This window comes from Streptomyces sp. NBC_00203 (assembly GCF_045206325.1).
Lineage (GTDB): Bacteria > Actinomycetota > Actinomycetes > Streptomycetales > Streptomycetaceae > Streptomyces > Streptomyces lutosisoli.
In genome coordinates, this window is the sequence record NZ_CP108126.1 from 5677558 (window position 1) to 5701220 (window position 23663).

22 protein-coding genes are annotated in these 23663 nt (G+C 69.9%); 15 read left to right on the forward strand and 7 right to left on the reverse strand.

Features of this window, described 5'->3' with window-relative positions:
* The first annotated feature begins 44 nt into the window (after positions 1–44).
* Together OG975_RS25500 and OG975_RS25505 are read left to right on the forward strand one after the other, a co-directional pair.
* Positions 45–533, forward strand: a complete 489-nt coding sequence (locus tag OG975_RS25500) for a hypothetical protein (protein WP_406331685.1) — start codon at positions 45–47, stop codon at positions 531–533.
* Positions 530–1282 (forward strand): hypothetical protein, encoded by a 753-nt coding sequence (locus tag OG975_RS25505; protein WP_406331686.1) that lies wholly within the window; start codon positions 530–532, stop codon positions 1280–1282. Before OG975_RS25500 ends, OG975_RS25505 begins: the two co-directional genes overlap by 4 nt.
* A gap of 65 nt (positions 1283–1347) precedes the next feature.
* On the opposite strand, the gene OG975_RS25510 is transcribed toward OG975_RS25505, so the two are convergent.
* The gene (locus OG975_RS25510) at positions 1348–2751 is read right to left on the reverse strand and encodes a condensation domain-containing protein (protein ID WP_406331687.1); all 1404 of its coding nucleotides are present in this window, start codon (positions 2749–2751) and stop codon (positions 1348–1350) included.
* A 182-nt stretch (positions 2752–2933) separates the two neighbouring features.
* Here OG975_RS25510 and OG975_RS25515 point away from each other — a divergent pair, with 182 nt between their 5' ends.
* Entirely contained in the window at positions 2934–3227 is a 294-nt protein-coding gene (locus tag OG975_RS25515; RefSeq protein ID WP_406331688.1) for a DUF3303 family protein, read from the forward strand.
* A gap of 110 nt (positions 3228–3337) precedes the next feature.
* Here OG975_RS25515 and OG975_RS25520 read toward each other — a convergent pair whose 3' ends face one another.
* The 3 genes from OG975_RS25520 to OG975_RS25530 form a co-directional block, all read right to left on the reverse strand.
* Positions 3338–3988, reverse strand: coding sequence for a hypothetical protein (locus OG975_RS25520; RefSeq protein ID WP_327430390.1), 651 nt, complete (start codon positions 3986–3988; stop codon positions 3338–3340).
* A 191-nt stretch (positions 3989–4179) separates the two neighbouring features.
* A complete protein-coding gene (locus tag OG975_RS25525; RefSeq protein ID WP_406331689.1) occupies positions 4180–4893 on the reverse strand; it encodes a GntR family transcriptional regulator in 714 nt (237 codons plus the stop codon).
* A gap of 328 nt (positions 4894–5221) precedes the next feature.
* Positions 5222–6583, reverse strand: a complete 1362-nt coding sequence (locus tag OG975_RS25530) for an aspartate aminotransferase family protein (RefSeq protein WP_406331690.1) — start codon at positions 6581–6583, stop codon at positions 5222–5224.
* A 213-nt stretch (positions 6584–6796) separates the two neighbouring features.
* Between OG975_RS25530 and OG975_RS25535 the strand changes: the two genes are divergently transcribed.
* The 4 genes from OG975_RS25535 to OG975_RS25550 all read left to right on the forward strand — a co-directional run bounded on the left by OG975_RS25535 (position 6797) and on the right by OG975_RS25550 (position 11807).
* Positions 6797–7399 carry a type 1 glutamine amidotransferase family protein gene (locus OG975_RS25535; protein ID WP_406331691.1) on the forward strand — a complete coding sequence of 201 codons (603 nt, stop codon included), beginning with the start codon at positions 6797–6799 and terminating at the stop codon, positions 7397–7399.
* Entirely contained in the window at positions 7396–7875 is a 480-nt protein-coding gene (locus OG975_RS25540) for a MarR family winged helix-turn-helix transcriptional regulator (protein ID WP_406331692.1), read from the forward strand. The genes OG975_RS25535 and OG975_RS25540 overlap by 4 nt, the downstream gene beginning before the upstream one ends.
* A 78-nt stretch (positions 7876–7953) precedes the next feature.
* Positions 7954–10113 (forward strand): protein kinase domain-containing protein, encoded by a 2160-nt coding sequence (locus tag OG975_RS25545; protein ID WP_406331693.1) that lies wholly within the window; start codon positions 7954–7956, stop codon positions 10111–10113.
* 161 nt (positions 10114–10274) lie between these two features.
* Positions 10275–11807, forward strand: a complete 1533-nt coding sequence (locus OG975_RS25550; RefSeq protein ID WP_406331694.1) for a substrate-binding domain-containing protein — start codon at positions 10275–10277, stop codon at positions 11805–11807.
* 51 nt (positions 11808–11858) lie between these two features.
* Here OG975_RS25550 and OG975_RS25555 read toward each other — a convergent pair whose 3' ends face one another.
* Positions 11859–14534, reverse strand: a complete 2676-nt coding sequence (locus OG975_RS25555) for an ABC transporter substrate-binding protein (RefSeq protein ID WP_406331695.1) — start codon at positions 14532–14534, stop codon at positions 11859–11861.
* A gap of 346 nt (positions 14535–14880) precedes the next feature.
* Positions 14881–15621, reverse strand: coding sequence for an SLATT domain-containing protein (locus OG975_RS25560; protein ID WP_406331696.1), 741 nt, complete (start codon positions 15619–15621; stop codon positions 14881–14883).
* A 304-nt stretch (positions 15622–15925) separates the two neighbouring features.
* On the opposite strand from OG975_RS25560, the gene OG975_RS25565 reads away from it, so the two are divergent.
* The 5 genes from OG975_RS25565 (at position 15926) to OG975_RS25585 (ending at position 20852) form a co-directional block, all read left to right on the forward strand.
* Positions 15926–16270 carry a YbaB/EbfC family nucleoid-associated protein gene (locus OG975_RS25565; RefSeq protein WP_330306112.1) on the forward strand — a complete coding sequence of 115 codons (345 nt, stop codon included), beginning with the start codon at positions 15926–15928 and terminating at the stop codon, positions 16268–16270.
* Between the two features lie 100 nt (positions 16271–16370).
* Positions 16371–16970 (forward strand): recombination mediator RecR, encoded by a 600-nt coding sequence (gene recR, locus OG975_RS25570; protein ID WP_107018120.1) that lies wholly within the window; start codon positions 16371–16373, stop codon positions 16968–16970.
* Entirely contained in the window at positions 16963–17622 is a 660-nt protein-coding gene (locus OG975_RS25575) for a DUF5063 domain-containing protein (protein ID WP_406331697.1), read from the forward strand. The genes recR and OG975_RS25575 overlap by 8 nt, the downstream gene beginning before the upstream one ends.
* Positions 17623–17756: 134 nt before the next feature.
* A complete protein-coding gene (locus OG975_RS25580) occupies positions 17757–18068 on the forward strand; it encodes a trypco2 family protein (protein ID WP_406331699.1) in 312 nt (103 codons plus the stop codon).
* 42 nt (positions 18069–18110) lie between these two features.
* Positions 18111–20852, forward strand: coding sequence for a tetratricopeptide repeat protein (locus OG975_RS25585; protein WP_406336455.1), 2742 nt, complete (start codon positions 18111–18113; stop codon positions 20850–20852).
* On the opposite strand, the gene OG975_RS25590 is transcribed toward OG975_RS25585, so the two are convergent.
* Positions 20791–21204, reverse strand: a complete 414-nt coding sequence (locus tag OG975_RS25590; protein ID WP_406331700.1) for a hypothetical protein — start codon at positions 21202–21204, stop codon at positions 20791–20793. The genes OG975_RS25585 and OG975_RS25590 overlap by 62 nt on opposite strands.
* An 84-nt stretch (positions 21205–21288) precedes the next feature.
* On the opposite strand from OG975_RS25590, the gene OG975_RS25595 reads away from it, so the two are divergent.
* The 3 genes from OG975_RS25595 to OG975_RS25605 all read left to right on the forward strand — a co-directional run bounded on the left by OG975_RS25595 (position 21289) and on the right by OG975_RS25605 (position 23659).
* The gene (locus tag OG975_RS25595) at positions 21289–22104 is read left to right on the forward strand and encodes a helix-turn-helix domain-containing protein (protein WP_406336457.1); all 816 of its coding nucleotides are present in this window, start codon (positions 21289–21291) and stop codon (positions 22102–22104) included.
* Positions 22101–22292, forward strand: coding sequence for a DUF397 domain-containing protein (locus tag OG975_RS25600; RefSeq protein WP_406331701.1), 192 nt, complete (start codon positions 22101–22103; stop codon positions 22290–22292). The genes OG975_RS25595 and OG975_RS25600 overlap by 4 nt, the downstream gene beginning before the upstream one ends.
* A gap of 284 nt (positions 22293–22576) precedes the next feature.
* Positions 22577–23659 (forward strand): hypothetical protein, encoded by a 1083-nt coding sequence (locus OG975_RS25605; RefSeq protein WP_406331702.1) that lies wholly within the window; start codon positions 22577–22579, stop codon positions 23657–23659.
* The last annotated feature ends 4 nt before the right edge of the window (positions 23660–23663 follow it).

The following is a 23663-nucleotide window of genomic DNA, read 5'->3' on the forward strand; positions in this document are numbered from 1 at the left end:
CGCAAGAGCAGGCGCAAGAGCAGGCGTAAGAGGAAGCGATGCGCATGATGTCCGGAGACCAGCCGTACGCCGGCCACGACGGCACCGCCGTCCTCCTGCTGACCCTGATCGGCCTTGTCGCCACTCCGTGGCTCACCGTCTACGGGATCAGACTGGTGTTCCGCGCCAGGAAGGCAGCGAAGGCCGGTAAGCCCGGCACGACGAGGGCGGCCCTCAAGTCCGCCGCCGTCCTGGCGTGGGCCGCGATGGCCGGCATGTACACCTGGGGCGTCCTGCACCTCGTCTTCTTCGACGACCCGGACCAGGCGCAGGCCTGCCGTACGGCGATCGGTACGCGCCGGCTCACCGGATACGAACCCTCGTTCATCCCGCTGCACTTCGGCTGCCGTACCAGTGACGGACACACGGTCGAAGCGGTCATCCCGTCGTACATCAACCCGGCGGTAGCCGTGCTGGGAGTGGCCGCCGTAGCCCTCACTCTCACCGGACTCACCGGATTCGCGAACGCCCGACGCAAGGAGGAAATCTCATGACGGCGAACTTGCCGCGACGCACCGTTCTGCGTCGCGCCGCTTTCATAGCCGCAGGCGCCACGGTCGGATCACAAGTGCTCGCCACGCCCGGATACGCGGCGGACAAGAACCCCGACCCGGCCGCGCTCCGCAAGGCGTTGAAGAAGGCGCAGCAGAAGGCCGCGGAGCGCAAGGCCCGCGTGGAGAGCGGCATCAAGTCCAAGAACGGCTGGGAGATGGAGAAGGTGGCCGACGACCGCGGCAACATCTACACCAGACCCGTTCCCGGCGCCCCCGTGGACGTACAGGTGCGCATGGGTGACGTCGAGACGGTCCTCGTCCACGTCATCCGTCGCTTCCACTACGAGATCGACGCCCTCCGCAAGGGCGACGTCGTCGGCTGGCGCACCCCGGGGAGGGTCCGCAAGGGCCTGGCGGAATCCAACCTGGCGTCCGGTACGGCGGTACAGATCCGTCCCGGCTCCTACCCCTCCGGGGCGCGCGGTGGCTTCTACCCCCTCCAGGAGCTGATCCTCCGCGACATCCTCGCCGACTGCGAGGGCGTGGTCCGCTGGGGCGGCGACGACCGCAGGCCGGACGAGTCGCTGTTCTCGATCGACGTACGTCCAGGCGACGCGCGCCTGGTCCAGGTCGCGGAGAAGATCCGCGGCTGGAACTTCACCCCCGGTCTGGGCTCCGGCGTCCTGGTCGACCCCCTCCAGCCGGCCCGCCGCAAGGCCGCGAAGCGGCTGGCAGGTCAGCAGGCCTGACGGGCCTGACGAACCTGACGGTGGTGGCGGCCCAGTCCTCGCCGAGGGCCGGGCCGCCGGGGTTCTCAGACCCGTACGGCCTGTGCGGCCGGGTGCCGCGCCGCCGTGACGATGAACTCCCGCAGCCGGTCGACGTACAGGCACATGTTCTTGAACGCCACGTCGGTGTCCGGGTAGCGGGCGGCGAACTGCACGCCCTCGTGGAGGCGGGTCGTCCACGCGCACACCTGGTCGCCCGACGACACCCGGATCAGCCCGTACGCCTTCAGGTCCCGCCACCGCTCCGATCCCACCACGCCGCGCGTGTCGACGAACGAGACGATCGAGTAGAGGTCCGGGGACGTGGGCCGGAAGTCGGTGCCCAGCAGTCTGAGCACGCGTGCGATGGGCATCCGGGCGAGCGGGCGGCTCTCCCGCAGCGCGGCCCGCACCATCTCCAGCGCGCTGTCGAAATCCGTCGCCCGCGCCACGGGAACCTCGATCGGCGCGCCGCCCACGTACCAGCCCACCGAGTCCGACCACTGGGACTTCGCCCGGGTGTGGAACGGCACGACGGTGCGGTACACCTCCTGCCCGCCGATCTCGCGGACGGCCAGGGCGGTGGCCGCGAGGATGCCGACGAGGCTTCCGCCGTACGGGCGGCAGCGCGCCTCGAAGGCCGCCGCGTCCGCGTCGTCCACGAGCATCTCGTGCATCAACTTCTGGCCGGGCAGGGGCCCTTCGGGGTCGAGCCCGAGGTCGACGGGGAAGTTCGGCAGCTTTCCGTCGCAGCGGCCGATGAACTCCCGCCAGCGGGCCACGATCGCGTGCGTGTCGTCGATCCGGTCGGCGTTCGTGCGCTCGTTCGCGCAGAAGTCGACGTAACTGGCCACCGGTGCCGTGTCCATGGCGCGGCCTTCGAGTCCGGCCGCATAGAGCTCGTGGATCTCGGCGGGGATCCGGTAGATCGAGTAGGCGTCCACGTTGCTGTGGTCGAATGCCATGCGGACACTCGCGCCGTCCTCCCTGACGACCGCGGTGTAGATGAAGTTCGGCCAGGTCAGCGCGTTCGCCACGACGTCGAAACGGTCCTGCAAGTAGCGGGTGAGCGAGGCCGCCTCGGTGAAGTGGCCCTTGTCCTCGCGGTGCAGTACGACGTCGTCGGCGTCCAGCGTGAAGCGGCGCATCTCGTCACCGGCCCACCGGAAGCCACTGCGCAGCGTCTCGTGCCGCAGCGTCCATGCCCGCAACGCGTCGTGCAGCACGTCGAGATCGACCCTCCCGGGGATGTCGAACGTCGCCCCCAGCCACGTCGGCACGAACAGGCCGTCCTCGTGCACCGAGCGCGCCGTCCGGACGTGCGACTCCTGCACGTACGCGGGTGGCCGCTCGTCGTCCGGCAGTCTCGCCGCGGCCTCGACGGCCGCTGGATGCAACGTCCACTCGACGAGACGTCCGGGCCGCATTTCGCAACGCTGGAGGTCGGTCATACGCACGGGGCTCTCCGATCGCGGCATCCCTCGATGCCCACGACAAGCCCAACGAACGGGTGATGCTAAAGAGACGACGGGATCAGGGGGCCGGTCGGGGGGCGTGCGGAGAGTAACGGGCATAACCTGAAAATGCACCTTTGTGTGCATCTGCGTGCGTCGACCAGAAGAAGGTGAGCGCGATGCGCGTACTGCTGAGAGCGACATTCGACACGGAGAAGTCGAACGAGGCGATCCGGAACGGCACCCTGGCGAAGGTGATCCAGGAGTCGCTGGAGCAGATCAAGCCGGAGGCGGCCTACTTCACCGCCCTGGACGGCGACCGCACCTGTTTCCTGGTCTTCGACATGGAGGACAGTTCCCAGATGCCGGTCTTCGCCGAGCCGTTCTTCCTGAACTTCGACGCCAAGATCCAGTACACGCCGATCATGAACCTGGACGACCTCCAGAAGGGTCTGGCTCAGCTGGGCCGCTGAGCCCGAGTGCGGATGTGCGGCTGCGCACCGAACTCCTCGGCGACTCCGAGGAGAACGGTGCGGCATCCCCAAAGCCCCGCGTACCCCGCCTACCCGCGTACGGTCTTCCTTCAGCTGAAGATGATCATCGAGCCCTGGGCGAGGCTCCGGGTCGCGGCCGCGTGCAGGCCCAGCCAGACGTGCCGTTCGCGGGCGAAGGGGCTGGCGTCGTAGGGGGCGGGGGCGGCGGGCTCCTCCAGCTCCGTGGGAGCCATGGGAGGTTCGGGAGCCGCCGGAGGATTCGCCGGGTCGATGCCGATCGACGGGGCGACGAACTCGAGTTCGCGCAGCAGGGTCTGGGAGGAGCCCAAGGGGCCGCCGCCCGCGAGGAGTTCGTCGTTGGCGAGCGGGTGCGGGAAGTCGACGGGGACGTACGCGCCCGCGTGGTCGTAGTGCCAGACCAGGTGGGACTGCTGGGCGTTCGTCTCGAACATCTCCAGCAACTGCTCGTAGTCGCCGCCCAGTTCGTCCACCGGGGTCACCGCGAGTCCGCACATCTGGAGGAGATACGCGCGGCGCAGGAAGTGCAGCGCGTCGTAGTCGAACCCGGCGACCGGGGCCACGTCACCCGACAGTCCGGGCATGTACGCGTACACCGGGACCGGCGGGAGTCCGGCCTCGGCCAGCACCTTGTCGTAGAGCGCGAGTTCCTCGGCGAAGGGGTTGTCGGGGGTGTGGCACAGCACGTCGACGAGCGGGACCAACCACAGGTCACAGGCCAACAGACGGCTCCTCTTGCTGCTTGGGGTGCAGGGTGGTCAGGGCAGCGTAATGCGCGCGGCGGTTCTGGGAAGTCCCGGTGCACAAGTCCGTGGTGGGCGGGCCGGTGGTGGTGGGGGCGTTCTTGGGGCCCGCGGCGGAGCCACTGATCGATGCGGTGCCCCCAAACCCCGATCGCCCGAAAGTCTCGTCCTCAAACGCCGGAGGAACCGGAACCTGATGCCAGGCGCTCGATGAGGGCGATGGAGTGGGCGTTGTACTCCGTGACGATCGCTTGCGCGGCGGCCGGGTCGCGCCGGGCCAGCGCGTCCACGAGCTCCGTGTGGCCGGACCACAGGTGGCCCTTCAGGTCGTCCACCCGGCGCAGGTACTGGACCGCGCAGACCCACGACTGGACGCGCAGCCGGTGCAGGAAGTCGGCGAGGTAGGGGTTGCCGAAGAGGCCGCTGAGCTCGCGCCAGAAGCGGAGGTCGTAGCCGATGAGGATGTTCAGGTCGCCCGCGGCGGCGGCGCGCTGGGCCTCGTCGCCGCGGCGGCGGACGGCGGCGAGGGCGGCGATGGCGCGGGGGTCGTCGATCTGGCGCATGCCTGTCTTGGCGAGGCTGGTGAACATGCCGTCGGTGACCAGGCTCCGTGCCTCGATCATGCCGCGGTAGTCGGCCGGGGAGTACTCGTGGACGCGGAAGCCGCGGTGCTGGTCCGCTTCCAGGAGGCCTTGGGCCGACAGGTCGACCAAGGCCTCGCGGACGGGGGTCGCGGAGACGCCGTACTGTTCGGCGATCTCCTTCACCGTGAACTCCTGGCCCGGCTGGAGACGGCCCGCGAGTACCTCGTCGCGCAGCGCGTCCGCGATCTGCTGCCGCAGGGTGCTGCGGGTTACGGCCCCATTGCCGCCGCTGCCGGGCATGGTGTCTCGCTCCCCTGATCTACTCGCGTATCTCTCCGAGCAGGCCACCATACGCCGTGGGGCGCGGGAAGGGTTTTTTCGCCCCCGCCGCCCCTACCCGTCCCATCCCTTCCTGGGGGCTCCGCCCCCAGACCCCCAAAAGATTGCGCAGTTCCCCGCGCCCCTTAAGGGGCGCGGGGAACTGCGCAATCTTTTGGGCCAGCCCCCACCCACCCGCAGCCGACGAACCAGGGCGGGCGGGGGATCGCGGGGCGAAGCCCCACGCCTTTAGGGGCGCGGGGAACTGCGCGACCAGCCCCCACCCACCCGCAGCCGAAGAACCGGCCGCCTACGGAGTCGTCGTGTGCTCGTCGGCCACCGACAGGGCGTCGTCCAGCGCGGCCAGCCCCTCCTTGGCCTCGGCCTCCGTGACGTTGCACGGCGGCACGACATGGGTGCGGTTCATGTTGATGAAAGGCCAGAGGCCGTTCGCCTTCGCGGCGGCACCGAACGCGGCCATGGGAGCATTCGCCGCCCCAGCCGCGTTGTACGGAACCAACGGCTCCCGAGTCGCCCGGTCCTTCACCAGCTCCAGCGCCCAGAAGACACCGGTACCGCGCACCTCACCCACACTCGGGTGCCGCTCGGCAAGCTCCCGCAGCCCGGGCCCGAGAACGGTCTCACCGATCCGCGCGGCCTGCTCGACGATCCCCTCCTCCTCCATGACGTTGATCGTGGCGACGGCGGCGGCACACGCCAGCGGATGCCCGGAGTACGTGAGCCCACCGGGGTAGGGCCGCTTGGCGAAGGTCTCCGCGATGGCGGCGGAGATCGCCACGCCGCCCAGCGGCACGTACCCGGAGTTCACACCCTTGGCGAAGGTCATCAGGTCCGGCGTCACGTCGAAGTGGTCCGCCGCGAACCACTTGCCCGTACGCCCGAACCCGGCCATGACCTCGTCCAGGATGAAGACGATGCCGTAGCGGTCGCAGATCTCCCGCACTCCGGGGAGGTATCCGGCCGGCGGGGTCATGATCCCCGCCGTACCCGGGATGGTCTCCAGGATGATCGCCGCGATGGTGCCGGGACCCTCGAAGGCGATGGTGTCCTCAAGGTGCTGAAGCGCCCGCTCGCACTCCTGCTGCTCGCTGTCCGAGTGGAAGGGGCTGCGGTACAGGAACGGCGCCCAGAAGTGGACGACACCGGCCGCGCCGATGTCGTTCGGCCAGCGCCGCGGGTCACCGGTGAGGTTGATCGCGGTGGAGGTGGCACCGTGGTACGAGCGGTACGCGGAGAGCACCTTCTGGCGTCCGGTGTGCAGCCGGGCCATGCGCGTGGCGTTCTCGACGGCCTCCGCACCACCGTTGGTGAAGAAGATCTTGTCCAGGTCGCCCGGGGTCCGCTCGGCGATCAGCCGGGCCGCCTCCGAACGGGCCTCGACGGCGAAGGCGGGCGCGAACGTGGACAGGGTTGCGGCCTGTTCCTGGATCGCGGCGACGACCTTCGGGTGCTGGTACCCGATGTTGGTGAAGACGAGCCCACTGGTGAAGTCCAGATACCGCTTGCCTTCGTAGTCCCAGAAGTACGACCCCTCCGCGCCGGCGACGGCGAGCGGGTCGATGAGCTCCTGCGCGGACCAGGAGTGGAACACGTGCGCACGGTCCGCGGCCTTCACGGCGGCGCCGACCTGGGGGTTGGGCTGAGGGGTCATGCGGCGAGCGTAGATGTCCACGGTATGGACGCGACATCGGCGTCCTGTCTGTGGTCCGGGGGTTTCCGCGACAGGTTGTCGCGTGGGCGGTGCGGTGGCGCGGGCGGCGGGGTGAGCTCCGTACGGCGACCGATTGACAGCATGCTGCCTATTTGACAGCATGCTTACATACGCCTCGGCGTGCCCCGTGTCCGAGGACCCCTTGGAGGAGTCATGAGCCGCAAGCCCGTCCACCTCGCCGTCTACGACACCTTCGCCGACTGGGAGACCGGACACACGACCGCGTATCTCGCCCGCGCCGGGTACGAGATCCGGACGGTCGGCCCCGGCCGGGAGACGGTCACCACCATCGGCGGGCTCCGCATTCAGCCCGACCTCGCGCTCGACGAAGTCCGGCCCGAGGACAGCTCCCTGCTGATCCTCACCGGCGCCGACCTCTGGGACTCAGGCGACGACCTCGCCCCGTTCGCCCGCAAGGCCCGCGCCTTCCTCGACGCCGGTGTCTCCGTCGCCGCCATCTGCGGAGCCACCGCCGGGCTCGCCCGCGAAGGGCTGCTCGACGACCGGGATCACACCAGCGCCGTGTCCTTCTACCTCGCCGCCACCGGCTACAGCGGCGGCGAGCGGTACGTCGACGCCGACGCCGTCACCGACGGCGGGCTCGTCACCGCCGGTCCCACCGAACCCGTCGCCTTCGCCCGCGAGGTGTTCCGGCTCCTCGGGGTGTACGAGGGCGAGGTGCTGGACGCCTGGTACCGGCTGTTCCACGACTCCGACCCGGAGGCCTACGCCGTACTCGAGAAGGCCGCGCGGTGAGCCGGGAGCGCCAGGACCTGTTCAGCCGCAGCGCCCTCGCGGCCTTCCGGCTCAACGGGCAGTTCCTGTCCGTCGCCGAGGAGCTGGCCAAGCCCGCCGGACTGACCGCCGCCTGGTGGCAGGTGCTCGGCGCGGTGCTCGGCGAGCCCCTGCCCGTGTCCGGGATCGCCCGCGTCATGGGCATCACCCGGCAGAGCGTGCAGCGCATCGCGGACCTGCTGGTGGAGAAGGGCCTCGCGGAGTACCTCCCCAACCCCGCCCACCGCCGCGCCAAGCTGCTCTCTCCGACGGATGAGGGCCGCGCCGCGATCGCCAGGATCGGGCCCGGCCACGCGTTCTTCGCCGACCGTCTCGCCGAGTCCCTCGGCGACGCCGGGCTCGCCGAGACCGTACGCGTGCTGGAGCGCCTGTCCGCGGTGCTCGACGGCCTCGCGGCGCCCGTGACAGAAACGGCACCCGCTGTTACGGAACCGTAGACACCGCCCCATCCATCTCCCCGTACGGCCGCCGTATCCTCGGTCTGTTGCACACGTACGGGGGAGGGTGGCGCAGCCATGGAGAAGCTGGGGCCTGGGGATCCGCAGCGGATCGGGGCATATCGGCTGCTGGCGCGCCTCGGCGCGGGCGGGATGGGGCACGTGTACCTCGCCCGGTCCGACCGGGGCCGTACCGTCGCCGTCAAGCTGGTGCGCGAGGAACTCGCCGAGCAGGAGGAGTTCCGGGCGCGATTCCGGCAGGAAGTGCAGGCCGCGCGGCGGGTCGGCGGGTACTGGACGGCGCCCGTCCTCGACGCGGACACGGAGGCCGAGATCCCGTGGCTGGCCACCGGTTACGTCGCCGGGCCCAGCCTCCAGACCGTCGTCGGCCACGACCACGGCGCACTCCCCGAGCGCTCCGTCCGCATCCTCGCCGCCGGCCTCGCGCACGCGCTCCAGGACATCCACACCGCGGGGCTCATCCACCGCGACCTCAAGCCCTCGAACGTGCTCGTCACCATCGACGGCCCCCGCGTCATCGACTTCGGTATCGCCCGCGCCCTGGAGACCGTGACCGACGGCGGCCTCACCCGCACCGGCGCGCTCGTCGGCTCGCCCGGCTTCATGGCCCCCGAGCAGGTCCGCGGTGACCGCATCACCCCCGCGTGCGACGTCTTCTGCCTCGGCTCGGTCCTCTCGTACGCCGCCAGCGGCGCCCTTCCCTTCGGGTCGACCAACAGCGGTGTGCACGCGATGATGTTCCGCATCGCCCAGGAGGAACCCGACCTGGAGGGCCTGCCCGAAGGCCTCGCCGACCTCGTACGCGACTGTCTGCGCAAGGACCCCGCCGCCCGGCCCACCCTCGACCAGATCCTGGAGCGCACCGGCGCCGAGGACACCGTCTCGGACGGGCGTACGCGCGACCCGTGGCTGCCGAGTGCCCTGGTGGCTCAACTCGGGCGGCACGCCGTGCAGTTGCTCGACACGGAGAACCCCGACGAGGGACAGGGACAGGGGAAGGCGCAGGGTCAGGGTCAGGGATACGGGCAGGGGCCTGCGCAGGCGCACGGTCAGGCGGCGGGTGCGGGCGGCGTGCCGAGCGCCCCGGCCGCCGCGCCGGCGACGCCTCCGCCCCCGGCCTCGGCTCCGGGTCAGGCTCCGGCCCCGGCGCCGGTCCCGGACTTCTCCAAGCCCCCGTCCCCGCTCCCGCCCGTGCCGCAGTCCTCCTCCCCGTCCTCGCTCCCGCCCGTGCCGCAGTCCGCACCCCCGGCCGCGCCCCCGTCCGTCCCGCCCGAGGCCTCCCCGGAGCACGCCTCCACCCCGGCCGAGGAGGGCGCCACCCCGCCCGCGCCGGGACAGCCCGCCCCCTTCAACCACCTCCCCACGATGGTCGCGGGCACGGGCCAGACACCTCCGCCGGGCGCCCCGCCCGTCACCCCGCACCCCGCGTACGGCTACCCCCAGCAACACCCCCAGCCCACCGGCCCGGGCACGCCCCATCCCGCGTACGGCTATCCCCAGAGCGGCTGGGGCCAGCAGCCGGGCCCATACGGCTCGACGCCCCCGTACGGGCCGGGCGTCGCCCCCTCCCCGTACGGCCCGGGCGGTGCGACACCCCCGTACGGACCCGGAGTCGTTCCCCAGCAGCCCGAAGCCCCGCGCAGGAACGGCCGTTCCACCGCCCTCCTGATCGTCGTGGCCGTGGTCGTCGCGCTCGGTGCGGGCGGCAGTGTGTACGCGATGATGAAGGACGGCGGGAGCGACGACAAGAACAACGGTTCCGCGGCGTCGCCCGCGTCCAGCGCGCCCACGACGCCGGGCCCGAGCACGTCGGAGCCGTCCCCGTCGTCCGAGTCGCCCAGCGCGTCGGCGTCCCAGGGCGGCACGATCCCGGAGGGGTTCCTCGGCACCTGGAACACCAGCATCGACAACAAGACGGGCCACAACACCCGCCAACTGACGATCCAGCAGGGCGAGGTGGGCGACACCGTCCTCTCGCTCACCGCGGACGGACCGGCCGGCAGCGGCACCTACCACTGCGTCTTCCAGGCCACGCTGACCGAGGCCCCGGCCGCCGACGGCCCCCTGGAGATCGGCCCGTCCGAGGTCACCGTCGGCGAACCGGCCTCCTCCTGCTCCCCGGGCGCCGCCTCCGAGGTCACCCTCCTGTCCGACGGCAGCCTGCGCCGCGTGAACAAGGACTCGGGCGAGGCGCTGACGTACACGAAGAGCGGCTGACGTACACGCGAAGAGTGGCTGACGTGCACGCGCGAAGAGCTGCTGACGGTGAATCAGGCTGTGTCTGTTGAACGGTAGTTGAAGTTCACCTGACGTCTCCCGGGCGTTCCCGGCCCGCGCCGTACCGTGTCCGCACCGCAGGGCTCGGGGGAGTGGCTCACATGGAGTGGCTGAGCGCAGAGAACGTAGTGGCCGTGGGCACCGCCGTGATCGGTGTCGTCGCCTCCGCCGTGATGGTCTGGTACGAGCGCCGGGTGCCGCGGCGCAAGAGGATCGGGTACCGGGTCCAGATGGACAACCCGATCGGTGACGACGTGCGCTCGGGGCGCGCGAACGTGCGGCTCGGGCTGTTCGACGAGACGCCGGGCATGATGGACGCCACCCTCGTGCTGCTGCGGATCGAGAACGACGGCTCGCAGAGCATCGCCGGGGACGACTACACGAGCCGCGAACGGCACGGTCTGACCGCGGTGTTCACCGACCGCACCATCCGGGGCGTGTCCGTCACCCAGCCGCCCGGCACCGACCACCTCATGGACCACTTCACCCCGGCCGCGGGCCTCAGCTACGAGGACGGCGTCCTGCGCATCCCGCGCGTCCCGCTCAACCGGGGCGAGCACTTCAAGCTGCTCGTGCTGCTGTCGGGCGGCGACGTGGGCAGGGAGATACGGCTGATCGGCGGGCTGCGGGACGGTGAGGTCAGTCCCAACCGCAGTACGACACCGGACGATCAGCCGCCGCTGTTCAGCCGCGCCGCCCGGCTGATCACCGTGCTGCTGACCGTGTGCGTCGTCACGCTCGCGCTGATCGTCGTGCTGCGGGACGACACCCCGCGCCCGGTCGGCTGTGAGACGGGCACGCTGACCGTCACCGGCTCGACCGCCTTCGAACCCGTGATGCGCGAGCTGGCCAAGAAGTACCAGGAGGACTGCGAGGGCTCCGCCATCGTGGTCGATCCGCACGGCAGCACGGCCGGTGTACGGGAACTCGCCGCCGCCGGGGCGAAGTCCAAGGCCGGCTCCCCGCCCGTCGTCGCCCTCTCCGACGGCCCGAAACCGAGCGGCCTCCCGCAGCTGCGCGAGAACCGCGTCGCCGTGTCGGTGTTCGCGCTGGTCGTCAACGACGACATCCCCGTCAGGAACCTCTCGCTCACGGACGTACGCCGTCTCTATCGCGGCGAGATCAGGAACTGGAAGCAGCTCGGCGGCCCCGACCGGCCCGTCCTGCTCGTCAGCCGTGACGCCAACTCCGGTACCCGGCAGGTGTTCCAGCGCCGGGTGCTGGGGCGCGGCGAGATCGCCAACTCCTCCCTCGACTGCGTCCACAAGGACGACCCGACGGCCCCCGTAGTGCGCTGCGAACTCGACTCCACCGACCAGGTGTTGAACACGGTGGCCAAACTCCCCGGCGCGATCGGCTACAGCGAACTCAACAGCGCCATCGGAGCCACCGGTCTGCACAAGCTCAGCCTCGACGGCCACACCCCGTCCGTCGAGGACCTGGAGCACGGCACCTCCGACTACCCGTACCGGGAGATCGAGTACGCCTACACCTACGGCCAGCCGCCCGCCGACTCCCTCGCCTCCAGCTTCCTCTCCTACATCAGCCGGGGCAGCGGCCAGGACGTGATCCGTACGCATGGGCATCTGCCGTGCGGGACGCCGGTGGGGCTGAGGATCTGCGGCGACGGGTGACCTTGATGGCTCGATCGCTTGATGCGTTCGTACGGGTGACCTCCATGCCCCTCACGGGGCGCACGGCGGGCCCTCCGCCTTGCTCGACGCCCCCTGCTTGTACGCCCCGCACACCACGACCGTCTCCGGCCGGTCCGCCAACTGCCGCAGCAGGACGAGGGTCTTGTCGGCGGGCGGGGCGTTGTTGCCCTGGTCGTAGGAGACGTACCCGGTGGCGCCGTTGAAGGTGACACCGCCGCCGAGGGCGACGAGGACGGACTCGCGGGAGACGGACTCGTCGCGCAGCCGCGCCTGGTCGACGGCCTGGGACAGGACGTGGAAGGCGTCGTACGAGACGGCGGAGTGGCCGTCCTGTATCCAGGGGTCGGCGCCCTTGGTGGTGCGCTCCACGAACGCGTTGTAGGCGTCCACGAACTGGAGGGTCTTGTCGCTGACGCGTTGGAGGTCCGTGGCGGGCAGCCGGTGCGCGGAGTAGTAGAGGCGCAGCCAGTCCTTGTTGTTGAAGGCGCCGGTCTGGGCGACGTTGGTGAGTTCGTTGCCGCCGAGGACGGTGATGTCGTCGCTGATACAGGTGCCCCGGGTGTCCATGGCCTCGATGAACGCGGTGAAGTCACGGGCCCGCGCCGACCAGTAGACGACGGATTCCGGCTCGGCCTTGAGCGCCTTGCACAGCTGGCGGGCCAGTTCGTCGGCGCTGGACACGCTGGTCGCGCCGGTCGGCGGCGCGGGCTCGAAGTCGCCGACCTGGTTGAAGTTGAACACCTGGGAGGTGCCCGGGAAGTCGGCGCGGAACTTGTCCGCGAGGCTGCGGCTGTAGAGGTCGGCGGAGCTCTCGATGACGAGGGCGCGGCGGGCGGCGGAGCAGCTCGCCTCGGTGCCGGGCTCGGCCACGATGTTCTCCTGGCTCGCGAAGTCCGCCTCGATCCGCGCCTCGGTCGAGTTGGCCGGGGTGAAGGGCCAGTAGCTGAGGCTCGCGGAGCCGGCCAGCATCTCGTCGGCGGTCGCCGTGGTGCCGATCGTGGGGATCTTCGCGGCGCCGAGCACCTGGAGCGCGGCCCGGGTCTCGTCCCGGCTCTGCGCGTACGCGAGAACGCCGACGACCTTCTCGTAGGCCTTCTTGTGGCTCTCGCCCCGCACTTCGGCGACCAGCTTCCTGGCTTCCGGCACGGCGTTCTTGAACGCCCGTCCGGTGGGGCGGACCTCCACCCGCAGCCGTACGGCCGAGTCGTTGGACACCGCGTCGTCGAGCAGCTTGCGCTGCCACATCGCTATACCGCGCAGCTCGGGGATCGTGCCGTCGTAGCGCGTCTCGTTCTCGTCCGTGGGCACGCTGGAGACGAACGCCACCACGGTCCGTACGGTCCTGCCCTGGGCGGCGGCCCGCTCGGCCCGCGTGTTCTGCTCGCCGATCTCCTTGACCGCCGCGTCGTACCAGCCCTTGGAGTCCACCGGGATGGGTGTGTCGCGGGCGGACTCGGCGACGGACTCGGTGCCGCCGACGCAGGTGTGGTCCTCGGCGGGGGCGGTGATCTGGCGGATGACCAGGCCCGCGGCGGCCAGCGCGAGGACGGTCACACAGGCCACGATCCCCGTGGGGACCATCCGGTTGGCCTTGAACGTGCGCGGATCGACTTTGCGGAGGTCGAGCCCCGGCGCGGCCACCGCCTCGTCGCTGAAGGTCACCAGGACCGGGGCGGCGTCGTTCTGGCCGAGCCGCAGGCTGGCCTGCGCGAAGGTGGAGTCGGCGGGGTTGCCGAGCTCTTCCAGCAGCGCCTCGGACGGCCGGCCCACGGCCACGACGAGGGGTCCCGGCGGCCGGGCGGTGGCGCGCGCCCGGTGCAGCGAGCGCAGAAAACGCTCGGCGGCCAGGGCTCCGGGCGCACCCGGCGGTGGCACTTCGACGAGTAGGACGGGCCGCGCGGTCCTGCGTCTCCTCCCCGGCAGGATCCGCCCGACAGCGGGCGACCGCAGATCTTCGAGCAGCGCCCGCAGCAGAAGCCGGTCGAGTTCCTGAAGCGCTTCCTCGTGGTTCGGGTCGTTCTTCAGCTGCGCCCCCCACACGGCGCCCGCGTTGTCCATCACCCGGAACAGCTTCTTGCCGCCCCCGGCCACCGGCTCCGCGCCCAGCCAGCCCCGCACCACCTTGCGGGACGTCCAGCGGGCCCACAGCCACTTCGGCATCCGCTGCACGAACGACAGCCAGCTGATGCCGACCAGGAATCCGGGGAGTCCGCCGAGGTCCGGCCCCTCCATCCTGGTGAAGCCCAACACGCCGCCGCGCTTGGCCCGTTGCTCACTGGCGTGGATACGCAGATTCCGCGCCTGCGAGCCCTCACGCCAGGCGGCCGGATTCTCGCGGATGTAGGAGACGAGGTCCCGCATCACCAGAAAGTGCGGGTACCGGTCGGGCGTCATGTGCTCCGGCGCCCCGGTCCCCACCTGGATCCCGGCGCTCTCCGACAGCAGTGCGGAGTCGTCCTCGGCGGGAAGATGGGCGTACGGCACGAGCTTGCCGTTGTCGTACAGCGAGGCACGCAGCGCCCCGACGACACGGTCCACGACGCTCTCGTACGCCGCCGCCGGCACCCGCAGCACGAACAGCGGCGGGCTGGTCGCCAGGTTCGACCGGTTCCGGTACTCGGGCGCCACGGCGGTAGGGAAGCCGAGGACAAAGTCCATGGCCCGGTCGTCCGGGAGCCCTTCGGGCCCGCCTTGAGTCGCTGCCACGTAGAGCTCCCCCACTGGTCAACTGCACGTGTTGGCAAGGAAGTTGAGAGATGGAAGTTGAGAGATTACTGGCCGGATACCTCCCGTCGCAGCGAGTTGCCGCAAGCGCTTCCGTTTCCTTCACGCAGGTGCACTTGTCGGTTGTGCCTTGGGTGCGGGTGGGTGGGGGCTGGCCGCGCAGTTCCCCGCGCCCGTAAAAGACTGCGCAGTTCCCCGCGCCCCTGAAGGGGCGCGGGGAACTGCGCGAGCAACCCCCACCGGCCCGCAGACGACACACGACCCAGGGGGGTCTGGGGGCGCAGCCCCCAGGGATGGGACGGGTAGGGGCGGCGGGGGCGAAAACCCCCTACCGAGGCTCGGGCGGCCGCTGGCGAGGCATGTTCGGCCGGGTGCCCGGAGGCAACGGCACCCGCCCGTTCACGGCCCCCTCCACCCGAGGCGCCGCGGCCAACGACGACTGGATCCCCAACGGCGCGGGCCCGGTCCGAAACTCCACCATCCAGTCCGCGGTCTCGGCGCGAACCAGTTCCGTCACGTCCTCGGAGAACCGCCGCAGCACACCAAGACACCGCTCCGCAGCCTCACTCGCCGTCCCCTCCGTAGGCCCCAGAACCTCCCGCACACTCTCCGACGCCCAGTCGAACTGCAACACCTGAAGCCGCCGCTGCACAGCCTGAGCCGTGGCCACATCCCTTATCCACCCGGAGGTCACCCCGAAGAACCGGTCCCCCGCGACACAGGCGACCCCGAGCAGCAGCGCCAGATACCCCCAGACGGCAACCCCGCCCACCACCCCGGTGAGGTCCAGAAGGGGAAGCGCGGCCCCGGCCACGGCCCCCACCGCGGCCCCGCCCCGCAGCCCCCACGCCCCCCACCGCTTCCACACCCGGTCCGCGAGATACCAGGAAGCCGTTTCGAGCGCGCCCCGCTCCACCCACTGGTACAGCTCGTGGAGCCGCTCGGCAGGCTCCCCCCAGTCCCCGAGCGGAAACGGCCGGCCGGTCAGGTCACCCGGCCGCAGCGCCGCCGCCCCGTCGCCCCGCCCGTCCTGGGGCGGCCCTTCGGGCTGCATCTCCGGCTGACTCACCCGGCACTCCCTACTGACGACGGCGACAGCGACAAGCGATAACGGTGTGTGACACCACGTGACGCGTGGTGCAAAAGCGCCGCCCCCTTCCTACCGCCCAATGGGTGGCGATGGACCGGGTTTCGTCGCTTTTCCGCCCAGAAGGGGGTCTTGATCAGGTATAGGCCAAGGGATCGACTCACTCGAAAGAGTGCTTGGGCGACGGGCCCGTCAACCACGTAGGCTCGTGCTGGACAGGAAAAACGGTCCAGACAGCCGTATCCACAGAGCCGTATCCACAGCCGTACGAAACCAGGAGCTGATCGTGATTCCCGGTGGTGGCCAGCCCAATATGCAACAGCTGCTCCAGCAGGCCCAGAAGATGCAGCAGGACCTGGCGAACGCGCAGGAGGAGCTGGCGCGGACGGAGGTAGACGGCCAGGCGGGCGGCGGCCTGGTCAGGGCGACCGTGACGGGCTCCGGCGAACTCCGCGCACTGGTGATCGACCCGAAGGCGGTCGACCCCGAGGACACGGAAACCCTCGCCGACCTGATCGTCGCGGCCGTCCAGGCGGCGAACGAGAACGCGCAGGCACTCCAGCAGCAGAAGCTCGGCCCGCTCACCCAGGGCCTCGGCGGCGGCAGCGGCATCCCGGGCCTGCCTTTCTAAGACAGGCCGACGCCAACTACCGTACGCACCAGGACGAGCAGGATTCGGAACGCGGGAACTCAGAAACAAGGGAACCCAGGAACCCAGGAAAGGCAATCCGTTGTACGAAGGCGTGGTCCAGGACCTCATCGACGAACTGGGGCGGCTCCCCGGCGTCGGTCCCAAGAGCGCGCAGCGGATCGCCTTCCACATCCTTCAGGCCGAGCCGACGGACGTCCGCCGTCTCGCGCAGTGCCTGATGGAGGTCAAGGCGAAGGTTCGCTTCTGCGCGACCTGCGGCAATGTCGCGCAGGAGGAGCTGTGCAACATCTGCCGCGACCCGCGCCGCGACCTGTCGGTCATCTGCGTGGTCGAGGAACCGAAGGACGTCGTCGCGGTCGAGCGGACGCGTGAGTTCCGGGGCAAGTACCACGTCCTCGGCGGCGCGATCAGCCCGATCGAGGGTGTCGGCCCCGACGACCTGCGGATAAGGGAACTCCTCGCCCGCCTCGCCGACGGCGCGGTCACCGAGCTGATCCTCGCCACGGACCCGAACCTGGAAGGCGAGGCCACGGCCACGTACCTCGCCCGCATGATCAAGCCCATGGGCCTCAAGGTCACCCGCCTGGCCAGCGGCCTCCCTGTGGGTGGCGACCTGGAATACGCGGACGAGGTCACGCTCGGCCGCGCCTTCGAGGGGAGACGACTCCTAGATGTCTGACGCCACGCTGCACGCGACAAGCCAGGATCCCGACGACTTCGTGGTCCAGATCGCGGACCAGGTAGAGAGCTTCCTGGTAGCCGTCACGGAGGTCGCGAAGGGCGACGAGCCCGACTCGGCGGTCCCCTTCCTCCTCCTGGAGGTCTCCCAGCTGCTCCTGGCCGGCGGCCGACTCGGCGCGCACGAGGACATCGTCCCCGACGAGCGCTACGAGCCGGATCTGGGCCCGGAGCCGGACGTCGACGAGCTCCGCGAGCGCCTGGCGGTGATGCTGGAGCCGGTGGACGTGTACTCGGAGGTCTTCGACCCCTACGAGCCCCGCAAGGCCCCGGTCCCCGCCCGCATCTCGGACGACCTGGCGGACGTCATCACCGACCTCCGCCACGGCATGGCCCACTACCGCGCGGGCCGCACCACCGAAGCCCTCTGGTGGTGGCAGTTCTCGTACTTCTCCAACTGGGGCTCCACCGCATCGGCCGCCCTCCGCGCCCTCCAGTCGATCGTGGCCCACGTCCGCCTGAACCAGCCCCTGGAGGAGCTGAACGGCCTGGACACCGACCAGGACCTCGGCGAGGACGCTCTCGCGGAGGAAGCGGGCAGGGTGATGGCGGAGGAGATCGCGGAGCCGCTGGGGTTGCGGAAGGTCACGTAACGGCGGGGCGGACGGGCGAGCGCTCGGACGCCCGCCCGCACTCTGCGCATTGGGCGCGGGCCACAGCGCACGGCGAGTACGCTGCCGCTCACAACGCGTGTACGGGGACGTGTACGGGGACGAGGGGGCGCTCAGTGGCGGATGAGACGTGGGCGGGTCTGGCCGAGGCGATCGGTGCCATCCGGGCGGAGCTTCAGCAGGCGGCGCGGGACGGGGTGGGGCAGGAGATCCAGTTCCGCACCGGGCCCGTCGAGGTCGAGTTCACGGTGGACGTGAAGAAGGACGCGGAGGCCCGCGCGAAGGTGCTGGTCCTGCCGTTCGGCGCCGAGGCCAAGGCCTCCCGCTCCAAGGGCACGACGAGCCGCGTCAAGCTCACGCTCCAGCCTGTCGACGCCGACGGTACGGATCTGCGTATCGCGGACGACTCCGGGGAACGCCCCAAGTAACGGGGAACGCGGGGGTGTTGGCCTGTGGACGTGCGGCGGGTCGTGGAGGTCTGGAACCCTGTCGGGAAGTGTTCGGGGACCGGGTATCTCGTAGCGGATCGACTGGTGTTGACGGCCTTTCACAATGTGGTGGGTTGCGGCCGGTTGGAGGTGCGCGGGCTCGATCCCGAGGGTGGCGCGGAGTGGGTCGCTGCCGAGGTGCTGTGGCCGGAGGTGGCGCCCGACCTGGCTCGTGAACCCCAGGCGGACGCGGCGTTGGTCCGTATCGCGGAGGCGAGTTGGCTCCCTCCGGTCGGCGGTGAGCCGGTGCGATGGGGGCGCATCGACGGGGAGGTCTCGCGGGCGTCGACCGACAGTCAACTGCCCTGCCTTGCGGTCGGATTCCCTCGCTCAGAGACCCGTGACGGGGTTCGGGACACGAAGGAGATCCGTGGGCACATCGAGACGCTGACGGGGCTCAAGTCCGGCGGCTTGATCAGCGCGTACGTCGACCGGGTCGCCGTTCCCAGCAAGCCGGACGAGAGGTCGCGGTGGGCGGGGGCGTCGGGGGCGGCGTTGTTTGCACGGGGACGGCTCGTGGCGGTAGTGACGACTGATCGGCAACGGGACTATGACGCAGACCAGTTGACTGCGGTGTCGGTGGTGTCGCTGGCGGCGCGACCCGGATTCGCCATGGCGGCGAAGGCGGCGGGGAGCGACCTGATCCTGGAAGACGTCACGGCCGCGGATCCCGAACAGCCGCCGCGTACGGCGTACGACGTCGAAGTCCGGCGGGGTGTGAACAACTTGCCCGAGCTCTCGTCGCCGATCTTCGTCGGCAGGGCGGAGGCGATGGCGGAACTGGAGCGAGCCCTGGCCGAGGACTCACAGACGATCACACAGACCGTGCATGGCCTGGGCGGCGTCGGGAAGACGACGCTGGCTCTGCATTACGCGCACGACCATGCGGGGGCGTACCGGCTGGTGTGGTGGATCCGCGCGGACACCCCCGAGCTGGTCGAGGCGGGGTTCGCTGCCCTCACTGTCCGCTTGCGGGGTGGCGAGGCATCCGATCTCACGACCGCTCAGGCTGCCGAGTGGGCCGTCGGGTGGTTGCAGACACATCCGGGTTGGCTCCTGGTCTTCGACAACGCGGAGAAGCCGGAGTACGTGCATGCCTGGACGGGGCAACTCCGTGCGTCTGGACGCCACTTGATCACCAGCCGGTACAAGCGGGGCTGGGTCTGCGACCCGATCGCGTTGCCCGTATTGGACGACGAAGCCTCGCTGGCCCTGCTGTTACGTCTTGTCGGGGGCGGAGACGAGGACGAGGCCCGCGCGTTGACGAACGAGCTTGGTCACCTGCCACTGGCTCTGGAACAGGCGGGAGCCTTCATCGCGCAGACCGAGATCACGATCGCCGAGTACCGGGCCATGCTGCGTCAGCACCCGGAACGCGCCACGGACGCGGCACCTGGTGGCTCGGACCCGGGGAGGACAGTCGCGCGGATCTGGCGCATCACGCTGGACGTGCTTCAGGAACGGGATTCCCGGGCGGTGGACATCCTGCGGATCGCCGCGTGGTACGCCCCGACGGGCATTCCTCGTGACCTGTTCGCGCCGCGTGCCGAGGATCCTGTCGACCTTGCCCAACTCCTGGGGCTACTGGCCGACTACAACATGATCACGCTCGACAAGGCGGGGATCGGTGTCCACCGTCTGGTCCAGACGGTGGCTCGCACCCCGTCGGAGGACGATCCCCATCGTGAGCAGGCTCGCATCACAGCTGCGCGTGACCAGGCCGCGATGCTGATGTTCGGCGAGCTCCCGGATGATCCGTTCGTGAATGTCGCGGGCTGGCCCACTTGGAGAGCCCTGCTCCCACACGTAGAAGCGCTCCTCGATGCGGGCGATCCGGCCGAAGATACTGCTGAGATTGAGCTGATCCTCACTGAGGCCGGCAAGTTTCTCGCAGAACAAGGGCAGCTGAGTCGGGCCGCCGACTACTTCAGCCGCTCCCTGGCAACGGTCACTCGGGTATTCGGTGAGGATCACGCGGACACGCTGGTCTCGCGGAGCAACCTTGCTTACGTGTATGCGGCGGCAGGGGATCTGGAGCGGGCGGTTCCGTTGTACGAGCGGACGTTGGCCGATCGTGAGCGGCTGCTGGGTGAGGATCATCCGCACACGCTGGGCGCGCGGAACAATCTTGCCGGCGTGTATGAGTCGGTGGGAGATCTGGAGCGGGCGGTTCCGTTGTACGAGCGGACGTTGGCCGATCGTGAGCGGCTGCTGGGTGAGGACCACCCTGACACGCTGGCCTCGCGGAGCAACCTTGCTTACGTGTATGCGACGGCGGGGGATCTGGAGCGGGCGGTTCCGTTGTACGAGCGGACGTTGGCCGATCGTGAGCGGCTGCTGGGTGAGGATCATCCGCACACGCTGGCGTCACGAAGCGATCTTGCTGTCGCGTATCGGTGGGCAGCGGATTTGGAGCGGGCGGTTCCGCTGTGCGAACGGGTGTTGGCCGATCGTGTGCGGCTGCTGGGTGAGGATCATCCGGACACGCTGGTCTCGCGGAGCAATCTCGCTGTCGCGTATCGGTGGGCGGGGGATGGGGAGCGGGCGCTCGCGTTGTACGAGCAGGCGCTCGCCGACTGCCTTCGGGTGCTGGGTGAGGACCACCCGACGACGAAACTCGTCCGCGACAATGTGTCACTTGTCCTTGAGGACGGGCCACGAACTACCGCTCCCCCAGCCCCAGCACCCCCCGCAACCGCCCCGCCTCCACAAACGGCGCCGTAACCGTCGGCTCGCTGTACCACCGCAACGGCCACGTGTTCCCGTCCAGCGCCGGAATCCCGATGTACGCGACCGTACGACGTCCCGCGGCCCCGCCGAACCGCTGCACCCCCAACGGCCACTCGCACTCCCTCGCCGCCCCTGGCGCCAGCAGGAAGTACATCCACCGGAACCCGACCGCCTCGCAGACCACGGGCCCGGCGTCACCCTCCGCCGCGTCGATGAGGGCGGCGGCGACCTGTTCCCCGCGCACCCCCTGGATACGGAGCGCGTCGAAGTTGATGCCGGACACGCAGAGTTGGTGGCCGGCCAGGGGGACCCAGTCGGGGCGGTGGTGGGGGATTGCGTTGGTCATGGTCACACGATGCGATGTCGCGAGCTACGCTCAGTAGTGACTGAGGTGATACACGCTGGGGTGTATCCGTCGGAGGTGGCCGCTGTGTCCGTCCAGTACGACGCCAACTCACAGCCGGCGCCTGTCGCCTGGCGCTACAGCGGCAACCAGATGAAACGCTGGCGCACGAAGGCGAACGTCACGCGCGAGGAACTGGCCGCCGCCTCCAACTACTCCCCGGACACCATCAAGTCGATGGAGCAGGGGGTACGGATGCCGACGCCCCGGGTGCTCGACGTGGCTGATGAGTTGTGCTGCGCGGAGGGTCTGTTGAGCGCGGCGAAGGAGTACTTGCGGAGGGAGAAGTTCCCGGCGCGGGCGCAGGACTTCATGGAGCGCGAGCGCGAGGCGATCAACCTCTGGTGGTACGAGCCCGTGCTGGTGCCGGGCCCCTTGCAAACGCCGTCATTCGCACGGCTGTTGATCGGCAACCACATCCCGCCACTGGACGAGGACACCGTCGAGGAGCGGGTCACGGCCCGAGTGGCGCGGCAGCAGATCCACACCCGGAAGCCGCTGGTGGGGTGCAGTTACGTGCTGTATGAGGCGGCCCTGCGCGGTCCTTACGTGGATGAGGAGCAGCTGCTGTACCTCCTGGAGGTCGGGAAGCTGCGCAATGTGTCGATCCAGGTACTGCCCTACAAGCGGGCGATGACCGCCGCACTCCACGGCGAGATGGTGCTGCTGGAGACCAAGGACCACGAACGCCTCGCGTACACGGAGGCCCCGTCGGCGAGTCAATTGACTGCCGACCCAGCGATCGTGAGCGCTCAGACCGAACGGCTTAGCATGATCCGCGGTATGGCCCTCGACCCTGACGAGTCGGCGCGCTTCATCGAGCGGATGGTGGCAGAGCTATGAGCGACGAGCTGAAGTGGTTCAAGTCGAGCTACAGCGATGGCGAGGGCGGCGCCTGCGTCGAAGTAGCCCTCCCCACCCCCCACACCACCATCCACATCCGCGACTCCAAAAACCCCACAGGCCCCGAACTCACCGTCACCGCCCCCGCCTGGACGGCGTTCATCTCCGCAGCTCAGCCCGGAGCTTGAGCCCCGGGACCCGAGCTCTTTCCCTGGGTTTCTGGGCTGGGTGAAATCAACCCAACCAACCAAGCCTGTACGTGAGTTGAAGGCGGCGTAACCCGAAAGGGTGACGTTCCGTGATCGGCTTGCGTCGGAACGTAAGGCCACTCTAGGTTCGCGGCAAACGTGCAAATAGTTCGGCCCCGGTCGGTGCGCCAACACCGGCTCCGGGGCCTGACCTACGGATCGAATGAGAGTCGATCGTGGCTTACGCCCAGCCTAGTCCTGCCCTGCCGTCCCCCACCCATCCCATGGCCAATACGGGCTATGGAAAACGCGCCGTGGGTGACGAAGACCCGCACGCGGACGTGGACTTCGCGCACCTGTGCCCCCGAGACGCCGAGTTCGCCGTCTTCATCGACCACCTCGAAGACGGCCACGCCATGGGCCACAAGGTGATCGCGGCCGAACACCCCCGCTACGGCCAGCAGGCAAGCCGCACGTCCCTGAGGAGCCTCACCGAGGTCGGCCACCTGCGCTGGATCAAGGAACACATCACCGTCGAGGACAACTCGATGCGGTGGGTGACGCGGACGTACTGGTCGCGTACGCCCAGGTCCCTGGAGTGGTGGGCGGAGTTCGCGCGCGAGCGCCACGGCAGGGACGTGACGCAGGCCTACCAGCCGGGCCTGGCCCGAACGGAGTCCCCGGCCCCGGATACGGCCCCGGTCCCGGCCTCGACCGCGCCCCCGAGCCCCGCGCCCGACGCAACCCCGGACGGGTGTCCGACACCGGATGCGGAAGCCGCCCCTGAGCCCAGCGCCGCGTACCGCACCCTCGTCCGACTCCGCGTCGCAGATCCCCGTATGCCCCTGTCCGAAGCCGACTGCCGAGCCCTCGAACCCCTCGCCGCCGAGTGGCTGTCGCGAGGCGCCACCCCGGCCGAGCTGACCCGCGCACTGACCGACGGGCTGCCGCCCGCTGTCACCAACCCGGGCGGGTTCGCCCGCACCCGATTGGAGAGCAAGATGCCCCCGAAGAAGAACGGCACCGAAGAGACCCGCCCCCTCCGCGCCCGCGTGACCCGCGTGCTCATGGCCTGCGCGACCTGCGACGCCGACGAGCGGACGGTGAAGATCATCAGAGGAGTGTGCGAGGACTGCCGTGCTGAGCCGGATCTGAGCGAGGAGGAGGTCAAGAAGGGCTTCGAGGAGATCGCGTACCTCGGCACCACGTCGGCCCGCCTCCTCAAGGAGAAGTTCGAACGCCGTATGGGCGGACCCGTGCCCGACACCTTCCGCTCCGTGCCGATCGAGGACCGCGTCCACTACCACTACCGCGACAACCGCGACCGCATCGCGAACGGCCTCCCGCCGAGGCGGTGGAAGGCATGAGTGC

Bases quoted from the DNA above. Each gene is read 5' to 3' on its own strand.
- OG975_RS25500 (WP_406331685.1), top strand. From the start codon at position 45: ATGATGTCCGGAGACCAGCCGTACGCCGGCCACGACGGCACCGCCGTC.
- OG975_RS25505 (WP_406331686.1), top strand. From the start codon at position 530: ATGACGGCGAACTTGCCGCGACGCACCGTTCTGCGTCGCGCCGCTTTC.
- OG975_RS25510 (WP_406331687.1), bottom strand. From the start codon at position 2,751: ATGACCGACCTCCAGCGTTGCGAAATGCGGCCCGGACGTCTCGTCGAG.
- OG975_RS25515 (WP_406331688.1), top strand. From the start codon at position 2,934: ATGCGCGTACTGCTGAGAGCGACATTCGACACGGAGAAGTCGAACGAG.
- OG975_RS25525 (WP_406331689.1), bottom strand. From the start codon at position 4,893: ATGCCCGGCAGCGGCGGCAATGGGGCCGTAACCCGCAGCACCCTGCGG.
- OG975_RS25530 (WP_406331690.1), bottom strand. From the start codon at position 6,583: ATGACCCCTCAGCCCAACCCCCAGGTCGGCGCCGCCGTGAAGGCCGCG.
- OG975_RS25535 (WP_406331691.1), top strand. From the start codon at position 6,797: ATGAGCCGCAAGCCCGTCCACCTCGCCGTCTACGACACCTTCGCCGAC.
- OG975_RS25545 (WP_406331693.1), top strand. From the start codon at position 7,954: ATGGAGAAGCTGGGGCCTGGGGATCCGCAGCGGATCGGGGCATATCGG.
- OG975_RS25550 (WP_406331694.1), top strand. From the start codon at position 10,275: ATGGAGTGGCTGAGCGCAGAGAACGTAGTGGCCGTGGGCACCGCCGTG.
- OG975_RS25575 (WP_406331697.1), top strand. From the start codon at position 16,963: ATGTCTGACGCCACGCTGCACGCGACAAGCCAGGATCCCGACGACTTC.
- OG975_RS25590 (WP_406331700.1), bottom strand. From the start codon at position 21,204: ATGACCAACGCAATCCCCCACCACCGCCCCGACTGGGTCCCCCTGGCC.
- OG975_RS25600 (WP_406331701.1), top strand. From the start codon at position 22,101: ATGAGCGACGAGCTGAAGTGGTTCAAGTCGAGCTACAGCGATGGCGAG.
- OG975_RS25605 (WP_406331702.1), top strand. From the start codon at position 22,577: ATGGCCAATACGGGCTATGGAAAACGCGCCGTGGGTGACGAAGACCCG.